The organism is uncultured Imperialibacter sp. (assembly GCF_963974565.1).
GTDB lineage: Bacteria > Bacteroidota > Bacteroidia > Cytophagales > Cyclobacteriaceae > Imperialibacter > Imperialibacter roseus.
Map to the genome: position 1 here is coordinate 148,480 of NZ_CAXBCJ010000008.1, position 17,936 is coordinate 166,415.

A 17,936-nucleotide genomic window follows, 5' to 3' on the forward strand; every position below is an offset into this window, starting at 1 on the left:
GCCGGCAGGCAACCCCACCGGCACGGCCGCTACATACTACTCACTCCGCAACGTATCCACAGGATTGACGCTGGTAGCTTTAGCCACCTGGCTTGCCACCGTCACGGCTGTTGTCACCAGCACAATGCCCATCGCCAGAATGAATGGTAGTGCTGTGGTTTGCTTAGGGTCTGGATAAATAGCGTTGATCATTTGAGTGATAAGAAAAGCACCTGCCGGTGCCCCCAAAAGAAAGGCAATAAGAATCGTCCAAAAGTATTGTTTACTGGCAATTCTGATAATTTGCGTTGCATCAGCCCCCAGCACCTTCCTTATCCCGAATTCCTTTTTCCGACTTTGAATACTAAAGCCGAGCAAACCAAACAAGCCCAGGCAAGCAAGGACAATAGCTAAGCCCGATATGAAGCTTATAACCACAATATTTCCCTGATTTTCCTTAAAGAAGTAGTCAAAAACATCTACCTGATACTTACTGTTGTAAGGGTCGTTTGGAGCTATCCCTGTCCATGCTGATGCAAAATATTCGTCCAGTTCTTTTTCATTACCCGCAGCGGTTTTCACTACGAAATAATTAAAATCCTCCTCGGGCGCCGCAGTGAAAACAGTTGGTAGCATTTCATCGTAAAAAGCGTTGCACATGAAGTTTTCCACTACCCCCACTACCGTGTACCGTGTGCTATCATAAGTCACCGGTTGGCCTATGGCATCATCCCAACCAGCCTTTTCCACAAACATTTCTGTTACGATGATACTTCCTGACTGGTCAGCTGCTTTGCTGTCTCCAAAGAACCTTCCTTCCTTAAGGCGGAAGCCCATCGTTTCCATATAGTTTTCGCCCACATGAAAGGCATAGGTTTTGACTTCCTTATCAAGCACGTCGGCTTTGGTGAGCTTATTGGCCCTGGCCACGTGGTAATTGCTCCCGGCATAGCTCAAAACAGCGGTATTCCTGTTGGCCGCATCCCTCAGGGCCTGAAAGTCCGACGCCTCCACCAGTGGCATTGAAATGATTCCTTTGGGATTGTATCCCCAGTCCTTTTCTGACTGATAAATGGCATTGTCAGTAAAAACAAAGCAAGCGATGATGGTGCTTATGGCGAAGAAAAACTGAAAGCCCAACAATATTTTGCTGAAGACGTTCTTTGAACCCAGCTTCTCATTTCCTCTGAAAATACTGGTTGGCTGAAACTTCGACACATAGAAGGCCGGATAGGCACCTGACACCATGCCAATAAATAGTAACAGCCCACCGAAGAAAGCAATCAGCATGGGAAGACTAGAAAATTCAAAGGGAATGGTAATTGGTATCATGGTGTTGAGCCCGGGCAAAAAGAAATAGTAGCTCATTACAGTGCCCAAACCCAGTGCAAAAGTGCATAAGATCATGTTCTCCAAAATGAACTGGTAAATGATCTGTCGCCGATTTCCCCCAATCACCTTCCTCATGGCAATTTCTTTCAGGCGGCGAGTAGCAGCCGTTACAGAGATATTCATATAATTAAAACAAGCCAGCAACACCAGCATAGCTGCTACCACAGAAAGCCCAATACGCCCGGCTGGATGCCCGCTCCCGCTTATCGAACCATCTATTTCAAATGACCTGAGTGCCAGTTGCTCCAATGGCACCATCTCAAATTTCTCTATAGGCCATTTGCTGCTTGTTTGATTCTGCAGCGCCACAAATCCTCTAAAGGTCTCCTCCAGTTCCTGTGGCTGGCGACCTTCCTTCATTTCAATAAAAATAGCATCTGTGGAATAGGCCCAGTCATAATGATCTTCGAGCTGCAGATCAAAGAAGTTGTCCATCGGCACCATGATTTCAAATGAAAAGCTCGCTTTATCCGGCGTCTTGTCCATTACCGCTCCCACCGTATAGTTCTGAATCATACCGTTGGAATACTTGATGGACACATCCTTGCCCATAGCGTCCTCCCGTCCAAAGTATTTCTCTGCGGTATTTTTATCAATCACTACATAACTTTTGTTCTCAAGCGCATTTATATCTCCATACTTGATAGGAAAATCAAACACTTTCAGCAGAGCCGGGTCAACAAACGATACCAACTCACTAAAAACATTGTCACCAAACCGCATATTGCCATACTGGAATTCGATCCGCACCACATTGTCAACTCCAGCGTGCTTGTCTACCAAATCCGGCCCTATGAGCAGGGGAGCATCTGCCCACATCGCAGTGCTGTTCTCGGTTTTCACATGATTGATCAATTGGTAAATATTCCTCCTGTTGGAATGGAAGTCGTCCATATGTGTCTGCATATCAACAAATATGAAAATGGCGATGCCCATGCCTATTGCTACAGACAAGCCAAGGATGTTGATGAGCGAGATGCCCCAGTTTTTGGATAGGTTTCTGAAACCTACCGTAAAGTAATTTTTAATGAGTCCCATTTGATTAGTCTTATAATTTGAGTTTGTCCTTTTAATGTTTGCCCACCTAAAAAATCGAAGTACATTCCAAATAAACCGCCGCCGGGCTTTTTGGGCGTCTGCAGCAGCCTCCCTCTCAAAAATCTCATAGATATCCCCTTCGATCTCCTCCAGAAGATCGGGGCTGCAATACCACCTCAGGAATTTATCAGCCCATTTAGGCGGCGATAGCTGCTTCATAATGAAAAGTTGAAGGCCATTTTTGGTATTCTTTTGTACAGTTCGCTCCTGAAAGCAAAAGACTCATCCAGCGCCTTTTTACCAACGGCCGTCAAAGTGAAGTACCGCTTGCGTCGCCCGCCTCTTTCGTTGGTCGCTCCTCCCATCCGTGACGTAACATAGCCTTTCTCTTCCAGCCTCCGCAACACGGCATGAGCCGCACTTACATTCATGCTTCTTCCTGTCTGCTTTTCTATTTCATCCATCACCGCCACACCATAGGCCTCGTCAAACAACGCCCCAACTGTCAGCAGTATAAGTTCTTCCAATTCACCCAAATAGGAGCCTTTCATAGTCACTATTAGTTATACAAACATAAAAGTAATGTATTATGTTGTCTTTTTGTAGAAGAAATAAAAATAAAAGAGCCGGGAGATCATCCCGGCTTAAAATTCTATGAGACCATTGCCTATTGTTTTTTAAACCTGGCCCATGTTTCATCTATGTATACGGAGTCAATTTGTCGCCCTCCCTTTACTGTCTTTTCCGCATAAAGCGTCCACCTGTTGGCGTTAACTACACCACCAAATGTAATGGTAGCCCCTGTTAGGGTGTGACCCGACGGGTGAATCATTGCCACATTCTCGGTGTACGTCTTCCCGTCATAGATAATTGACCCTGTGCCAGCTCCGGAAATATAATCGCCGTCGTCGTTGTATTGAATCCATACAAAATGTGAGGGGGTCACAAGCTTCATATACTTCACAAAGCCAGGGTAGCTCATTTCAGGCCCCCCTTCCTTTTCGTGATAGGAAACCAACTCCCAGGTTCCCACCAGAGAAGAATCGTTTTTTGCAACAGCAGGCACCTTCCTCCACATTTCCTCAATGCGAGACGAATCCACCGCAATAGTCTCTGCGCTTTCTACGTCAAATTCGAAATCTTTCACAAAACCTCGATGGTGCCATTCACCGTTGACAAAGTCAGCAGTGAAATTGATTTTCTGGCCGAGGATGCTACTGGTGGCTGGTAGAAAAAATTCAATATTTTCAACATAATTCTCGCCATCGTAGGTGTAGGTTCCACCTCCCATCCCCACAAGTTGATCGTTATCTTTCTGGTAGCTTATCCAGGTAAAATGGGTTGGCGTCAGGTGTTTTTGGTAAAGAATATTGGAGGGGTGATCTATCCATGTCTTTCCACCACTGGAGTCGCTCATGTAAGACACCAGCTCCCATGTGCCCACAAGACTTTTCGGCGCCGCTGTCGACTCCTTTGAGGAATCGGACGAGCACCCACTGGCCAGCACGCAAATACTGGCTACCGCTAAAATGAATATACTTTTCATGATTAAAATATTTTGGGTTGGTTTCTCCTTCCTGTTGTGATCCTCTTAAAATGTAAGCATTATTTATGAGAAAGTCAGAATTTTCCCCTGCTTAATATCCCTCATATCGACAAAATCACAAAGCAGGAGATGTGTGCTTCATTTGGGCGCTACTTATAATCTCCATCTTTCCGTGCGATTTCGTCAGTTTCATCCTAAGTTTACTGCTTAATAAAAAACCATGTCATCCTATCCCACCATTGTTCTCAAAGCAGGAAAAGAACGCTCCATTCAGCGTTTCCACCCATGGGTGTTTTCAGGAGCTATCCAACATACGCCAAAAGGATTAAATGAAGGTGACCTGGTGCAGGTGCTGGACAGCAGAAAGAAGTTTCTGGGCATAGGCCACTACCAAATCGGTTCGATCACTGTGCGCATGGTGGCTTTCTCCGACGTCACGGTCGATCAAGCCTTCTGGAAAGGCAAAATTGACAGGGCCGTTGAAGCCCGCAGGGCAGTAGGCCTGACGAAAAAAGGCGACCTCAATGTTTTTCGCCTGATACATGGGGAAGGCGACGGTTTGCCAGGGCTGATCATGGACTACTACAATGGTACGGTGGTTTTTCAAGCGCACTCTGTTGGTATGTACCTGCTGAAAGACACTTTTGCTTCTATCCTCAAAGAGCTTGACCTCCCCATAACCGCCTGCTACAACAAGAGCGCCGGCACCATCCCTTTCAAAGCACCTATCCAGGCCGAAGATGGGTTCATTTTCGGGGAGGGCGACACCATCGAGGTAAATGAATACGGAAGTAAGTTCACCATCAATGTGGTAGAGGGTCAAAAGACGGGCTTTTTTATCGACCAGCGGGAAAGCAGGAGGCTGCTGGAGGAGTTTAGCAAGGGCCGGAAAGTGCTTAACACGTTCTGCTACACAGGCGGCTTTTCGGTGTCCGCTTTAAAGGCTGGTGCCTCAGAAGTGGTCAGCGTCGACAGTTCGCAAAAAGCCATTGACCTGACTGAGCAAATCATTGATTTGAATTTCGGGAAAACGGAAAAACATACTTCCCTTTGTGCTGACGCTTTCGACTATCTGGCTAAAATGCCCGACGATTTTGATGTGATTGTGCTTGACCCACCTGCCTTTGCCAAGCATGTAAGGGTGCTTGAAAATGGCCTCAAGGGCTATCGCACGATTAATGAAAAGGCCATCAAAAAAATAAAGCCTGGAGGAATACTTTTTACGTTTTCATGCTCTCAGGTGGTGTCACCGCAAGATTTTCGCACGGCTGTGTTTTCAGCCGCCGCTGCCACAGGACGTGAGGTTCGCATCCTGTACCAAGTGCATCAGCCAGCCGACCACCCGGTAAGCATTTACCACCCTGAGGGGGAATATTTGAAGGGATTGGTGCTGCAGATAAGTTAACCCTTGCTCTACTTCAGCTTTTCATTGTCCTTGTGGCGGGTCTTGTCTCTGCTGGTCTTTTTTTCCAGGTTCTTTTGGAATGCCTCTGTGAGATTGACACCAGTCTGATTGGCCAGACAAATCAATACCCACAGCACATCGGCCATTTCATCTCCCAGGTCTCTTCCTTTGTCTGAGTCTTTGAACGACTGCTCGCCGTAAGTCCTTGCCATAATGCGGGCCAGCTCGCCCACTTCTTCGGTCAGAATCGTCATGTTGGTCAGCTCGTTGAAATAGCGGACGCCAACCGTTTTTATCCACTGATCCACCTGCTCCTGTGCTTGTTCTATCGTCATCTGGAAGGGTTTAAGCTTTGTTCTTAGTATCAATAATGATCGTAACAGGGCCATCGTTTACAAGTGCCACTTTCATATCGGCCCCAAACTCACCTGTCTCAATTTCACGTTGCAAATCAGCCTGCAGCCGGGCAATCATTTTCTCATAAAGAGGTATGGCCACATCCGGCCTGGCAGCTTTGATGTAGGAAGGCCGGTTGCCCTTTTTTGTGCTGGCATGCAGCGTAAATTGACTGATAAGCAGTATGTCGCCCCCAACCTCCGCAAGGCTTCGGTTCATCACACCGTCATCGTCGTTAAAGATCCGCAGATTGACAATCTTCCTGCTCAACCACTCTATGTCCTCCTGAGTATCGGCCTCCTCAATACCCAGAAGCAGCATAATACCAGTTCCGATTTTTCCTTCGACGGCGCCGTTAATCGTTACCGATGCCTCCGACACTCTTTGAACCACTCCAATCATTGCTCTTATTTTTCCTTCGAAACATTATCAGGTTCAAAGTACAATCAATAATCAATTCAGGCTAATCCTTTGTTGTCGTAATTTTTTCTATTTGTCGGGAGGGGAAAACATGGAGGCCTGGTAGCCCCTTTTTGGCCGTAACGACCATTCCCTTTGCCACCCTGCTGGCGTCAATAGCAAAAAGCTTTCTACTCGATCCAATCATAAAAAAGGAGAATAGTTTGGAAAAAAACTTGGCAATTTCTTCGAAAGGGCGGCGCTCATTCCTTTCACCCAAAAGAAGAGAGGGTTGGTAAATATATAGCGAAGGGAGACTTAATTTCTTCAACGCCTCTTCGAGCATCCCTTTCACTTTGTTGTAATAAATGACCGACTCAGCATTGGCTCCCAAGGCGGTAACAATGTGGAACTGCTCACATGTGGCAGTTTTAGCGGCCACCTGAGCCAGATTGAAACAGTAGGTATAATCCACTTTAAAAAAAGCTTCCTTCGATCCGGCCTTTTTCAAAGTGGTGCCCAGGCAGCAAAAAAAATGATGGGCTTGGATATCAGCGGAAAGGCTCTCCAAATTCTCAAAATCTGTTATAACAGCCCGAACTTTGCTGCTTGCAGATGGGAGCTCTCTTCTTGTGAGGACTACAATGTTATCATAATAATCATCGCCAACCAGCTGATCCAGCAGCGATGTACCAACCAAACCAGTGGCACCAGCTATAAGTGCAGTCTTACCCATATCATTGAAGTTTAATTGTCGGCAACTCTATCTGAAAGTTGCTTAAAACCATTGACGGATACCACCACTGCGGCCGCTCTTTCCGCAGGCTTTTTGCCTGGCAGGTGCTGGTTGAGAAAAAACTTACCAGCTTATTGAATCATTTGCTGCTGGTATCAAACGGCAAGTCGTTCAAGATAAAGTTATTTCCATCTTGCTTAAGTACAAAATGTCCTTTGAAAAATTTAGTCGCACCTTATTTTGCCAATTACGCTGCCCTGTTCAAATCGAAAAATTATCCCTTTCCCATAACAGGTACTCGTCAATATCCTGCTTTAAGCTACGGTAAATGAATGCAATCATTGAGATGTCATCGATAAGCCCCAGCGCTGGAATAAAATCAGGAATAAGGTCTATAGGGGTGATAAAATAAATAAGACCAGCAACCAGGAGGACGATGCTTTTCCAGGGCATTACACGGTAATTACCAGAAATATAATTCTTCACCATTCTGGAAATAACCTTGATCCGTCCGACAAAACCACTGAGCTTTTCATTGCTTCGGGTAATCTCACCAAGCTTTGTGGACACACTCCCAATTATTTTATCCACACGCTCTCCATCCCGAAGTACCCTCTCGGCTTTCTTTTCATACGACGACAGCGCTTTTTTCTCCTTATTCTCCTCCATATGACCTAAAACACCTTTCTGATTTCATCTTTCATAAAACTCAAGGCTTGCTCTACCGGGTCACGCTCTTCCTGCATGGCCCTTTGAATGACGGCCTTTGCCAATTCAATACTCTTCGATTCTGGATTCACCTCTGTAATGGCCTGATTAACAATCATAATCACACTTTCCATGGCACTTTTTATCGACCTCCAGGCGTCGTCTGACATGTATAGCTGCTGTGACAAATTATGGTTAAACTCATCCCGGATCTCCTTGAGAAGCACGTGCTGTAGTTCCTTGGAAGTGAGGTTTCCGGTGCTGAGCCTGGCAAGCAGGTTACTTGGCGATATCCGTTCCAGAAAAAGGCACATTCTCTCATAGGCCTGGAGCCTGATCGGAAGAATGCTCTCGGTATTCTTCATTTTCAACTCCAACATCCTTTTTTCCAACTCCTTGTTCAGAAACGACCTAACCATCAGGTACATAGCATAAAGTACCAGGCCAGCCGGGATAATAATTTTTGCAAGATCAACTAAGGGCTCCATTTACCAGGGTTTTGATTTGAAGTTAGAATTATTTTAACGGACTTACCGTTTTCAAAATAAATAAATTTAAATCCCCGAATTGCAGCAACTTTGCCTGAGTTCTGGAAAAATTAGCGAATACAGATGAATATACACCCTGTAAGCATTAGCGAGAAAGCGCTGGGGGAGATCAAAGAGATCATTGCCAAAAAGAAAATCCCGGAAGGCTATGGTCTGCGCATTGGTATCAGAGGAGCGGGCTGTGCAGGTGTTTCCTACATGCTTGGTTTCGACAAGAAAAAAGAGGGAGACATTGAGTACTCAATAGCAGGAATAAACGTGTTTATTGAGAAAAAGCACACCATGTACCTGATCGGCCTGGAGGTAGATTTTTACGATGGCGCTGATGCCCGTGGTTTTTCTTTTGTTAACCCCGACCTACCGGTGCCTGACCAGGCTCACTGACGACTCCTCACACCTGCCCTCCAGCGGCGGCAATATCTTAGCCACAGTTATGTCAAGTATCTTCACCTCAGTGTATTCTGCAAAAAGCTTCTCTGATATTTTGTAAGCCAGGTGCTCAAGTAAGTTAACCGGAACTTCCATGATCTCAGCCACTATCTGATATACCTCCTCATAGTCGAGGGTGTCGGCCAGCTTATCGGACAATGCGGCTTTGGAAATGTCTGTTTGGAAAACCAGGTCAATGCGAAAATCATTGCCTCTTTCACGTTCAAAGCTATGAACGCCATGAAAAGAGTGAAACATCAGTCCTTTCAGTGCAATTTTTCCCTGCATCAATTCAGCTCATCAAAAAATGAGCCCGTCGAACTGATTTCCTCCAGGCTGTACTCCTCGCCTGCTACCTTGATCACCTTTCTGGATTCGGTGACGGTCTTCGCTTTGACTTCTTCTTTTACGGGAGCTTTTTGAGCTGGCTTTACCCCAGCTTCCACGGAAAGTTTTGTGACCTCAGTAGACGACTCAAGCCTCACATCCTCATCCGAAAAAATCTCCTTTTTCGCACGGGAAAGAGCCTTTACCTTTTTCAATTGTTCATCAAAGGTCTTTCCGCTTCTGTTCTTTTCGATGCGATCCACCTTTTCCATGATATCGCTGGACGACATCCTCAGGCTATTGATCAAATTGTCACGATGGTTCTCAATAGACTTATAAGTTTGCTCCAGGGTTTTCACTTCCTCGTGCAAATCTTCAATGATTTCTCTCGAATGATCTTCAGCCCTCTCAATCATCGCACGGGCCTTGTTTTTCGCTTCGCTCATCAACGCCTCCGCCTTCATTTGCGTCTCCTTCATATGAAGTTCGGCTGCTTTACTGGCCTGCTCGATAAGGTTAGCAGCCGTATCATCAGCAGTTTTGAGGGTTTTGAACAGCGAGCTTTCAACTTCACGGAGCTTGGCAACTTCTTTTTCGGCGGCCTCCAGCTTATAGCGCAACTCCTTGTGCTCATCTTGCATTCTCTCCCACTCTTGTGAAAGTGTGAGCAAAAATGCATTCACTTCATCTTTGTCGAGGCCTCTAAAAGCCTTTTCAAAAGACTTTTGCCTTATTTCTAACGGAGTAATTTTCATCTGATAGTATATCTTCCTTTCGACGGCGGTATCGCCAAGGGGTTAACTAATAAACCGAAAATGAAGTTGCAGGTGAGCTAAAATAGGGCAGAAAGGTAGGTAAAATCTATTGTCATTCAAAGTGGGAGGGGTTGAAATTCAAATCCCACACTGATATGGACCTGTCGTCGCTGGCAGAAACAAGCTGGTCATTGTAAGCCGTCCACAGCATTTTATTCACCGAAGTGCCGTGCCCGGCATGGCGTGCTTTGTCGATCACTTTTAGTAGTTGAAGTGTTGAGGCGTCCCACACCTTGATGCTTTTGTCCATGCTGCACGTTACAAAATGGCTACCCGAAGGGTTGTAAACAATGTGATTGATGGCATACATATGGGCAACGATAGACTCATAAGCCACATAGTCCTTCTCCACATCCCACACCTTCAAATGAGCATCCCTGCCCCCGCTTAGCAGCCATTTGAAGTCAGGTGAGTAGCAAACAGAGAACACAGAATTGGTATGAGAGTCAATGGTATTGATCAAATCATAAGTTTGAAGATCGATCACTCTTATGGCAGCGTCGGAATAACCCACTGCCAGGTGCCTGTCTACCGGGTTCACGGCAATCGTTCTGGCGCTTTTGTCGCTGAATTTAAGCCTGCGAACAATTTTCACATTTGGCCAGTCAATCACAATCACCTCACCGCTTCCAGTCGCCACAAATAACAAATCCCTGTAATACTGAATATCGAATATTGCGGCGTCGGTCAACTTCAGGGAAGCTTTTTCTTTGCCTTTGGCAGTGTCAATGAAATGGATGCCGTCGTAATTATGTCCGGCGACCAAAAAGCCAGCCTCATGGATGTAACAAAGGGCATAAATTGAATTGTCCAGCTTGGCTACCAGTCGACCGTTTTCCGGTGCCTCCAAATCCCAGCTGGCCACCATACCATCGCCGGCAGCGGAGTAGAACAGCTGGCTGGTGCCTCCCCGGGCTAACGTATAAATACAGTCTTTGTGCCCGGTAATGGCAGCCAATTTTTTCACGTCCACTTTTGACATTGCACTTTCTCTATTTAGTTTCGATCAACGGATTACAAACATACAAAAGATGCCAGTGGTTCTGACGAAACGTATTAGTGAGGACGAAATTCTGGCGATTTGGGAAATCACCGAGTCGTACGAGGAATTTGAAGAGCGTCTTCACAGAACCCCCTGGATCGACAATGGGCAGGAAGGAACCATCCACCCCATCAAAAGGCTGGAGTACCTCGCCTGCCGTTTTGCGACAGAGCACCTTGCCGGGGCTATCAATATTCCGTTTCACGGAGTTTATAAAGACTTCCACGGCAAGCCGCACCCTAAGGGAGACGAGTTTTTCCTTTCCTGGTCGCATGCCTACCCGTATGCTGTGAGCTGTATCCATCTCAAAAAGCCTGTTGGCATAGATATTGAAAGACCCAGAGAGCAGCTTGTGAGAGCAAGCAGTAAATACATGAATGATGAAGAAACATCTTTGGTAGAAGGAAACAACCTTGATCAGCTATGCCTCATTTGGGCCGCCAAGGAGGCTATTTTCAAAATGAACGGAAGAAGCGGTTTGTCGCTGAAGGACGACATAACAATAGAGAGCATAGAAAATACCAAAAAAAAGGTATTGTCTAAGGCCAATATTAATGGTAGCATTAAAAAAATATCTCTCGATTTCTTTCGCATGAAAGAAAACTGGGTGGTATATACCCGATAAATAGCTATATTTATATAAAATATTTTATATTTTATCTTCTTAAAAGAATATTAGAATTGAAAAAGACTGCTTGTGTATTTTTTTTAATTGCCTGCTTACTTCAAACTACTGCGCCGGTTTACAGCCAAACTATCTCGGGCGATATCAACCTGCAGGACGTTTCGTCAGGAAAATCCTTTAGTTTTTCAAGTTTATCCGGAGCTAAGGGCATTGTCGTATTTTTTACGAGTGAACACTGCCCTTATGCCAAGCTTTACGAAAAGCGAATAGTGACGCTGGCGGCTGAGCTCAAGGGACTCGGCATACATACTGTGTTGGTAAATCCCAACGATGGCATACTAAGCCCCGATGATGCTGTGGAAAAGATGAAAGGAAAAAGCTATCCTTTTCCCTACCTGGCCGACAAACAGCAGCAGTGCGTGAAAATGTTCAACGCCCAAAAAACACCAGAAGTGTTCCTGATCAAAGCTTCAGGAAGCAATTATGAATTGGTTTATCAGGGAGCATTCGACGACAACCCGATGTCGGAAGAAGAGGTAACGGAGACTTATCTGGCCAATGCGGCCCGGGCATTAGCTGCCGGGAAAGCAGTTGCCAAAAAGATGACGAGACCTACTGGTTGCATGATTAAGAGCCGTTAATAAACCTCTTCATCCCCCAACACCTTTAAGAGTATCTTTATTTCATCGGTGCGGTGGTAGTCGCCTTGCAGATAGTGCTTAAAGGCTCAGTTTATCGAATTGACAGAGTGTGTTTTGTCAGAAATAGAAAAATTCTCCTTAAAAGCTGCGTTGCAGGCAAAGAATCATCCTTGCAATTTTAACATTAAATGTTAAAATTGCAAGGATGATTCCAAGAGAGATTCAAAGACAAATACAGACACTGCTAACAGAATTTCCTGCAGTTGCGATACTTGGGCCAAGGCAGGTAGGCAAAACGACGCTCGCCGACGCTATTGCAAAAACAATGAAATCCAAATCCGTCTACCTAGACCTCGAGCTTCCGTCAGATCTCTCGAAGCTGCATGAGCCAGAACAATACTTCGAACTTCACAAAGGCAAGCTGATCATCCTCGATGAGATACAAAGAGCGCCAGAGTTATTCTCGATTCTGCGAGGAGTTATCGATCACCGTAAACGTGAAGGTTATACATCAGGGCAATTTCTAATTCTCGGGTCTGCCTCTCTGGATCTTTTAAAACAATCTTCTGAATCATTAGCAGGACGGATTGCTTTTACTGAGTTGACCGGACTTTCCATTAACGAAACTTATAACCACAAGACCGACAATATCAATCGGTTGTGGTTAAGAGGCGGATTTCCTGATAGCTACACTGCCCCATCAGATCAATCCAGCTTTCGGTGGCGTTCCAATTTCATTTCCACCTATCTGGAAAGAGACATTCCTCAGCTCGGTTCAAGAATTCCCGCCACCACCTTACGAAGGCTTTGGACAATGCTTGCGCACTCGCAAGGCTCTCAAGTCAACATGTCAACTTTGGCAACCGGGCTTGACACCTCCGTCACCTCTATCAAGCGCTACCTTGATCTCCTTGAAGACTTACTTCTCATCAGAACGTTACGACCATGGGCTGGAAACATAGGCAAAAGGCTTGTCAAATCACCCAAAGTTTATATCCGGGACAGCGGGCTTACTCACTCCCTTCTTAACCTGATAACTATGGATGATTTATTGGGTCACACCATTGCAGGACTAAGCTGGGAAGGCTTTGTTATGGAAAACATGTTGTCGAATTTGAAGTTAGGTAGTACACCATGGTTTTACAGAACATCAGCAGGAGCAGAAATTGACCTCATTATTGAAAAGCCAGGAGGAGGTAACTTCGCCATCGAAATCAAAAAATCTTTGACCCCAGTACTTTCGAAGGGATTTTATCACGCCTGTGAAGATGTCAGGGCCGTAGAACGTTTTGTGGTTTACCCAGGTACTGAAGAATACTCTATCGGCAATGGTGTAATAGCGATACCAGTAGGTAATGCTATGCAATTACTCCAATAACAAAAAGCCGTTAATAAATCTCTTCATCCCCCAACACCTTCAATAGTATCTTTATTTCATCGGTGCGGTGGTAGTCGCCCAGCTTATCAAAAGAAACGATCAGGTTTCTCATGATACGCCTTATGATTTCCAGGTTAGCGCACGGCTGATAATAAGATTCCTGAGGAACGAGGTGTAAATGCTCAATGTAATTGTTGATGTCTTCTTTGCTGAACACCAGCCCTTTGTTGAATACGTTGATGTAAAACTGAAGCTTTTCTGTTTTGTAGGTAAGTATAAACAGATTGGGGAGATTCACGCCTTTCACAGGCATATCGAGCTTCTGCGCTATCAGCATGTAAACCACGCACAACGAGATGGGATTGCCTTTTCTCGACTCAAGCACCGTATTGATCATTGAGTTGGCAGGTGAATGAAAATGCTTGGTGTTGGCACTGAACTTCAGTTTTCCGAAGATGGCGCTGTTCAACATCTTCACCTGATCAAACGGACTCAACTCAGGGTTGTGCTCAGTCCAAACGTCCACAAAAAGTTGTTCAAAGTCTCTTACCAGTTTGCTAAGCTCCAAATCGGGGTATTGGTAGGTCGCAATCAACCACAAGCCTTCCAGCAGGTTGTCTTCCCTCTCTTCCATCCACGCCTTCAACCGCTCCTGCAAAAGATCGAACTGTAGCGTATGAATCATGTCCTCCAGCCTTCGCTGAACAGTTGGATTGAAGCTTTTTTCCCATTCTCCTTCCAAAAACGGAATAATGGTCGTGCCAAGCGACATTATTTTGCCCTCCACATGAGTGCTCACCTCTGTGTCGTCGTCGTCAAGCAACGACACCAGCGCTTTTAGCTCTCCCTCATTGATCACCTCTACACTCATTTATACTGAATAACTTTAGTTCTGTTGATGGAGAAATACCTCGTCAAAATGCCTCAAAAAAATAAGAATCAAAAGAGAGTTTCAAATTAATGCATGCCCCTTAACGCCTGTTATGTTTGAATAATTCCCACGTTGAATGGTCTGGTAATAGGGGCATGATTGGCCGCTTCAATGCCCATGGAAATAATTTTTCTGGTCTCGGAGGGATCAATGATCCCATCCACCCATAGCTGAGAAGCCGCATAGTAAGGGCTTAACTTCTTATTGTAGCTGTCGGTAATCTCGTCCAGGAGTTCCTTCTCAGCCTCCGGTGTTATTTCCTTTCCCTGCCCTTTGAGGGTTGATACTTTGATTTGCAAGAGCGTTTTGGCCGCAGAGCTGCCACTCATTACGGCAATCTGGGCCGTTGGCCAGGCGTAAATCAACCTCGGGTCATAGGCCTTGCCACACATGGCATAGTTGCCAGCACCATATGAATTGCCAAGAATGAAAGTAAACTTGGGCACCACCGAATTAGCCACAGCGTTGACCATCTTTGCGCCGTCCTTAATGATGCCGCCATGCTCAGCCCGGCTCCCCACCATGAACCCGCTCACGTCGTGAAGAAAAACGAGCGGTATCTTTCGTTGGTTGCAGTTCATAATAAAACGGGCCGCTTTATCAGCCGAATCGCTATAAATCACTCCGCCCATTTGCATTTCTGAGGCAGCTCCAGAGCCCTTTTTTGCTTTCACTATCTTCCGTTGGTTGGCCACAATCCCCACTGCCCATCCGTCGACTCTTCCGTGTCCGCAAATGAGCGTCTTTCCGTATTCGGGTTTGTACTCATCAAATTCGGATCTGTCCACCATACACTTGATCACTTCCAGCATGTCGTAGGGTTTGACCCTATCTACAGGAAAGAGGCCAGACAGCTTTTGCTCATCAAGTGGTAGTTCAGCTTTTATCCGGTCAAAGCCCGCATGCTCCGGAGCCCCTATCTTGTCAAAAATCTTCCTTACTGCATCGAGACATGCTTCGTCATTTGGATACCTATTATCAGTAACCCCCGATATTTCGCAGTGAGTGGAAGCACCCCCGAGCGTTTCGCTGTCTACATCCTCCCCGACGGCTGCTTTTACCAAATAGCTGCCAGCAAGAAAAATGGAACCTGTTCCCTCCACAATCAGCGCTTCATCGGACATGATAGGCAAATAGGCACCACCGGCCACACAACTACCCATAATGGCCGCCACCTGCACAATTCCCATGCTCGACATCAGGGCGTTGTTGCGGAACTGCCGCCCGAAGTGCTCCTTATCAGGGAATATTTCATCCTGCATAGGCAGAAAAACGCCAGCACTGTCGACGAGGTAAATGATCGGAAGTTTGTTTTCAATAGCGATTTCCTGGGCCCTTAGGTTCTTTTTGGCTGTGACGGGGAACCAGGCACCGGCCTTTACAGTGGCATCGTTGGCCACTATCACGCACTGCCGTTTGCTTACATAGCCAATCCCGACAACAACACCTCCGGAAGGACAACCGCCGTGCTCCTCATACATGCCGTCGCCCACAAGAGCACCCACTTCGAGAAACTCCGATTCGGGATCGATCAGGTGGTGTATCCTCTCCCTGGCGGTGAGCTTTCCTTTGGCATGTTGGGCGTCTATTTTTTTAGTGCCACCACCTTTTTTTACTTCGGCAAGTTTCTGATTGAGTTCACTAACGAGGAGCCTTAGCGCATCTTCATTTTTGTTGAATTCCAGATTCATATAAGCTTTTGGGTTAATAGCTAATTCTGACGTGCCTCCATTCGCATCGGCTCAGGTGAAACCCAAATTACCTCAAAAGGATCAATTTTTGTCCCTCGCCAGGTCCTTTTCGATTTTCTTCCTGCTTTTGCCCAGCGGAGCAAAGAAATGCTTGGGATATGCATTGATATGAACTACCAGGCTGTCAAGATCCTCGATGGTTTTGTTCAGGTTGGAATAGATTGAATCTTCTTTGAGCAAGCGGCCTACCGTGCCCTCCCCTTTATTGAACATGTCGAGTGTAGTATTCACATGTGAAAGAAGTTCTTGCGTCTCATCGAGGGTGGCTTGTAGCTCCAGTGCATTTACTTTTTCAATAGCTCCATTGGCATTGACCAAAATCGGGTCAATCCGCTTGATGGTTTGGCTAAGCTGAGCGGCCAGCTCCTGAAACGAAATCATGACATTGTTGAGCTCTTCCTTGTTCTCACCAATAATGCCGTTGACCTGGTGGGCCATCACCTGAAGCTCGCCAATAGTGCTGTTGATCTTTTCGCCACTACCCTGCAGGCCTAAAAGAATCTCGTTGATTCTTCTGATGGTTATGCCAAGGTTATCGGCCACCGGTGCGGCACTTTCTTTAAGAAAATCGGTAATTCCTTTGTCTATCTCGGAAATCAGCGTGTCGCCATCCTCGATAGGCATCCCAACATCGTCGATGCTAAGCTCGATGGCCTTGCTCCCCAGGAAGTCGACATTGTACAGTTTTGCCCTTGTTGAGTCAGTCAATATGATGTCCTCGTCGATGGTCATTTCCACCAGAACCTGATTGCCCCTATCCTGCAGGATGCGGATTTTGCTAATCCGTCCAACAGAATACCCGTTCACTATGACCGAGTTAGCCACTTTTAAGCCATCAATGGTCTCGTAAAGTGCATAGTATTTGCTGGTATTGGAAAAAAAGTCGGTTCCCTTCAAAAAATTGAAGCCGTAGTATAGCAGTGCTCCAGATACAATAGTAAATAAGCCTACTTTAAATTCTTTAGAAAATCTCACGTAGTCTGGTTTAGTTCATTGACTCAATCTCATTCTTGTAATCTCTGAATGCCCGAAAGATGCCAGAAGCTATATACGATTGCTGTAAGGGATCGTTGAGTTCTTTTTCTTCCTTCTCGTTACTAAGATACCCTGTTTCAACCAAAACACTGGGCATGGAAGTTTCCCAAAGCACCCAAAAACCTGCCATTTTTACCCCCCGGCTGTGCTTACCTACCCTTGTTTTGAACTGATGCTCAATTTTTGACGCCAAACTAAGGCTGTTTTGCTGGTAAGCACTTTGGGTTAAACTAAACAGGATATACGACTCGGGAGAGTTGGGATCGAAGCCTTCATACACTTCGGAGTTCTCCTCCTGGAGGATAACGGCGTTTTCTCTTTTGGCTACATCGAAGTTAGCATCGCTCTTGTGAAGTCCCATTACATAGGTTTCGGTGCCTTCAACAGATGGGTTTGCCACCCAATTACAGTGTATAGAAATAAAAAGATCAGCGTTGTTTCTATTGGCAAATAGCGCCCTATCATGCAAAGAAGGGAAGGAATCATCCTCTCTGGAATAGAGGACTTCTACATCAGGAAGATATTTCTTGATTGTTTGGCCCAATTCCAGGGCTATTTTCAATGCTATATCCTTCTCTTTGGATATCTTTCCGTGTGTTCCAGGATCCTTGCCGCCATGTCCGGCATCAATCACAACCTTCCTTACCCGGTAGTCGTGAAGCCCAATTGGGGAATAGGATGCAGCAACCAGAAGCAGTGAAAATGAAAGTAATAAGACAATATTTTTCACAACATTTCGGTTGTTAACCTTAAACGAAATAATTTTACGCAAAATTGAAAATTTTTATCAGAAACTGAAATCTGGTCGTTCATTT

20 protein-coding genes are annotated in these 17,936 nt (G+C 45.7%); 5 read left to right on the forward strand and 15 right to left on the reverse strand.

The window, feature by feature from the left end:
- Positions 1-36 precede the first annotated feature (36 nt).
- The 3 genes from AAC052_RS13170 to AAC052_RS13180 form a co-directional block, all read right to left on the reverse strand.
- Positions 37-2,628 carry an ABC transporter permease gene (locus tag AAC052_RS13170; protein ID WP_339813845.1) on the reverse strand — a complete coding sequence of 864 codons (2,592 nt, stop codon included), beginning with the start codon at positions 2,626-2,628 and terminating at the stop codon, positions 37-39.
- Positions 2,625-2,960 (reverse strand): helix-turn-helix transcriptional regulator, encoded by a 336-nt coding sequence (locus tag AAC052_RS13175; protein WP_339813846.1) that lies wholly within the window; start codon positions 2,958-2,960, stop codon positions 2,625-2,627. The genes AAC052_RS13170 and AAC052_RS13175 overlap by 4 nt, the downstream gene beginning before the upstream one ends.
- Before the next feature lie 116 nt (positions 2,961-3,076).
- The gene (locus AAC052_RS13180; protein ID WP_317487904.1) at positions 3,077-3,955 is read right to left on the reverse strand and encodes a hypothetical protein; all 879 of its coding nucleotides are present in this window, start codon (positions 3,953-3,955) and stop codon (positions 3,077-3,079) included.
- A 220-nt stretch (positions 3,956-4,175) separates the two neighbouring features.
- Here AAC052_RS13180 and AAC052_RS13185 point away from each other — a divergent pair, with 220 nt between their 5' ends.
- Entirely contained in the window at positions 4,176-5,360 is a 1,185-nt protein-coding gene (locus tag AAC052_RS13185; RefSeq protein WP_317487905.1) for a class I SAM-dependent rRNA methyltransferase, read from the forward strand.
- Between the two features lie 8 nt (positions 5,361-5,368).
- Here AAC052_RS13185 and AAC052_RS13190 read toward each other — a convergent pair whose 3' ends face one another.
- From AAC052_RS13190 to AAC052_RS13210, 5 genes are all read right to left on the reverse strand, one after another.
- Positions 5,369-5,695, reverse strand: coding sequence for a nucleotide pyrophosphohydrolase (locus AAC052_RS13190; RefSeq protein ID WP_317487906.1), 327 nt, complete (start codon positions 5,693-5,695; stop codon positions 5,369-5,371).
- Positions 5,696-5,705: 10 nt separating this feature from the next.
- Complete coding sequence (gene dtd / locus AAC052_RS13195; protein WP_317487907.1) at positions 5,706-6,158, reverse strand: D-aminoacyl-tRNA deacylase; 453 nt, start codon at positions 6,156-6,158, stop codon at positions 5,706-5,708.
- 61 nt (positions 6,159-6,219) lie between these two features.
- Positions 6,220-6,891, reverse strand: coding sequence for an NAD-dependent epimerase/dehydratase family protein (locus AAC052_RS13200; RefSeq protein ID WP_339813848.1), 672 nt, complete (start codon positions 6,889-6,891; stop codon positions 6,220-6,222).
- Between the two features lie 261 nt (positions 6,892-7,152).
- Positions 7,153-7,560, reverse strand: a complete 408-nt coding sequence (locus AAC052_RS13205) for a YkvA family protein (RefSeq protein ID WP_317487909.1) — start codon at positions 7,558-7,560, stop codon at positions 7,153-7,155.
- Between the two features lie 5 nt (positions 7,561-7,565).
- A complete protein-coding gene (locus AAC052_RS13210) occupies positions 7,566-8,087 on the reverse strand; it encodes a hypothetical protein (protein WP_151998023.1) in 522 nt (173 codons plus the stop codon).
- Positions 8,088-8,210: 123 nt separating this feature from the next.
- Here AAC052_RS13210 and AAC052_RS13215 point away from each other — a divergent pair, with 123 nt between their 5' ends.
- Positions 8,211-8,531 carry an iron-sulfur cluster assembly accessory protein gene (locus AAC052_RS13215; protein WP_317487910.1) on the forward strand — a complete coding sequence of 107 codons (321 nt, stop codon included), beginning with the start codon at positions 8,211-8,213 and terminating at the stop codon, positions 8,529-8,531.
- Here the strand turns inward: AAC052_RS13215 and folB are convergent.
- From folB to AAC052_RS13230, 3 genes are all read right to left on the reverse strand, one after another.
- Positions 8,505-8,864, reverse strand: a complete 360-nt coding sequence (gene folB / locus AAC052_RS13220; RefSeq protein ID WP_317487911.1) for a dihydroneopterin aldolase — start codon at positions 8,862-8,864, stop codon at positions 8,505-8,507. The two genes, AAC052_RS13215 and folB, sit on opposite strands and share 27 nt — an antisense overlap.
- Positions 8,864-9,658: a DivIVA domain-containing protein gene (locus AAC052_RS13225; RefSeq protein WP_317487912.1), complete on the reverse strand. Its 795-nt coding sequence runs from the start codon at positions 9,656-9,658 to the stop codon at positions 8,864-8,866. The genes folB and AAC052_RS13225 overlap by 1 nt, the downstream gene beginning before the upstream one ends.
- Positions 9,659-9,770: 112 nt before the next feature.
- Entirely contained in the window at positions 9,771-10,700 is a 930-nt protein-coding gene (locus tag AAC052_RS13230; protein ID WP_339813850.1) for a WD40 repeat domain-containing protein, read from the reverse strand.
- A gap of 49 nt (positions 10,701-10,749) precedes the next feature.
- Between AAC052_RS13230 and AAC052_RS13235 the strand changes: the two genes are divergently transcribed.
- The 3 genes from AAC052_RS13235 (at position 10,750) to AAC052_RS13245 (ending at position 13,404) form a co-directional block, all read left to right on the forward strand.
- Positions 10,750-11,385 (forward strand): 4'-phosphopantetheinyl transferase superfamily protein, encoded by a 636-nt coding sequence (locus AAC052_RS13235; protein WP_317487914.1) that lies wholly within the window; start codon positions 10,750-10,752, stop codon positions 11,383-11,385.
- Positions 11,386-11,441: 56 nt separating this feature from the next.
- Complete coding sequence (locus AAC052_RS13240; RefSeq protein WP_317487915.1) at positions 11,442-12,026, forward strand: redoxin domain-containing protein; 585 nt, start codon at positions 11,442-11,444, stop codon at positions 12,024-12,026.
- A gap of 205 nt (positions 12,027-12,231) precedes the next feature.
- A complete protein-coding gene (locus AAC052_RS13245; protein WP_317487916.1) occupies positions 12,232-13,404 on the forward strand; it encodes an ATP-binding protein in 1,173 nt (390 codons plus the stop codon).
- Positions 13,405-13,414: 10 nt separating this feature from the next.
- Here AAC052_RS13245 and AAC052_RS13250 read toward each other — a convergent pair whose 3' ends face one another.
- The 4 genes from AAC052_RS13250 to AAC052_RS13265 all read right to left on the reverse strand — a co-directional run bounded on the left by AAC052_RS13250 (position 13,415) and on the right by AAC052_RS13265 (position 17,851).
- The gene (locus tag AAC052_RS13250; protein WP_339813851.1) at positions 13,415-14,275 is read right to left on the reverse strand and encodes a transglutaminase-like domain-containing protein; all 861 of its coding nucleotides are present in this window, start codon (positions 14,273-14,275) and stop codon (positions 13,415-13,417) included.
- Positions 14,276-14,385: 110 nt separating this feature from the next.
- Positions 14,386-16,026, reverse strand: coding sequence for a carboxyl transferase domain-containing protein (locus tag AAC052_RS13255; RefSeq protein ID WP_339813852.1), 1,641 nt, complete (start codon positions 16,024-16,026; stop codon positions 14,386-14,388).
- 81 nt (positions 16,027-16,107) lie between these two features.
- Positions 16,108-17,061, reverse strand: a complete 954-nt coding sequence (locus AAC052_RS13260) for an MlaD family protein (RefSeq protein ID WP_317487919.1) — start codon at positions 17,059-17,061, stop codon at positions 16,108-16,110.
- A gap of 10 nt (positions 17,062-17,071) precedes the next feature.
- A complete protein-coding gene (locus AAC052_RS13265) occupies positions 17,072-17,851 on the reverse strand; it encodes an N-acetylmuramoyl-L-alanine amidase (RefSeq protein WP_317487920.1) in 780 nt (259 codons plus the stop codon).
- Positions 17,852-17,936: the final 85 nt, after the last annotated feature.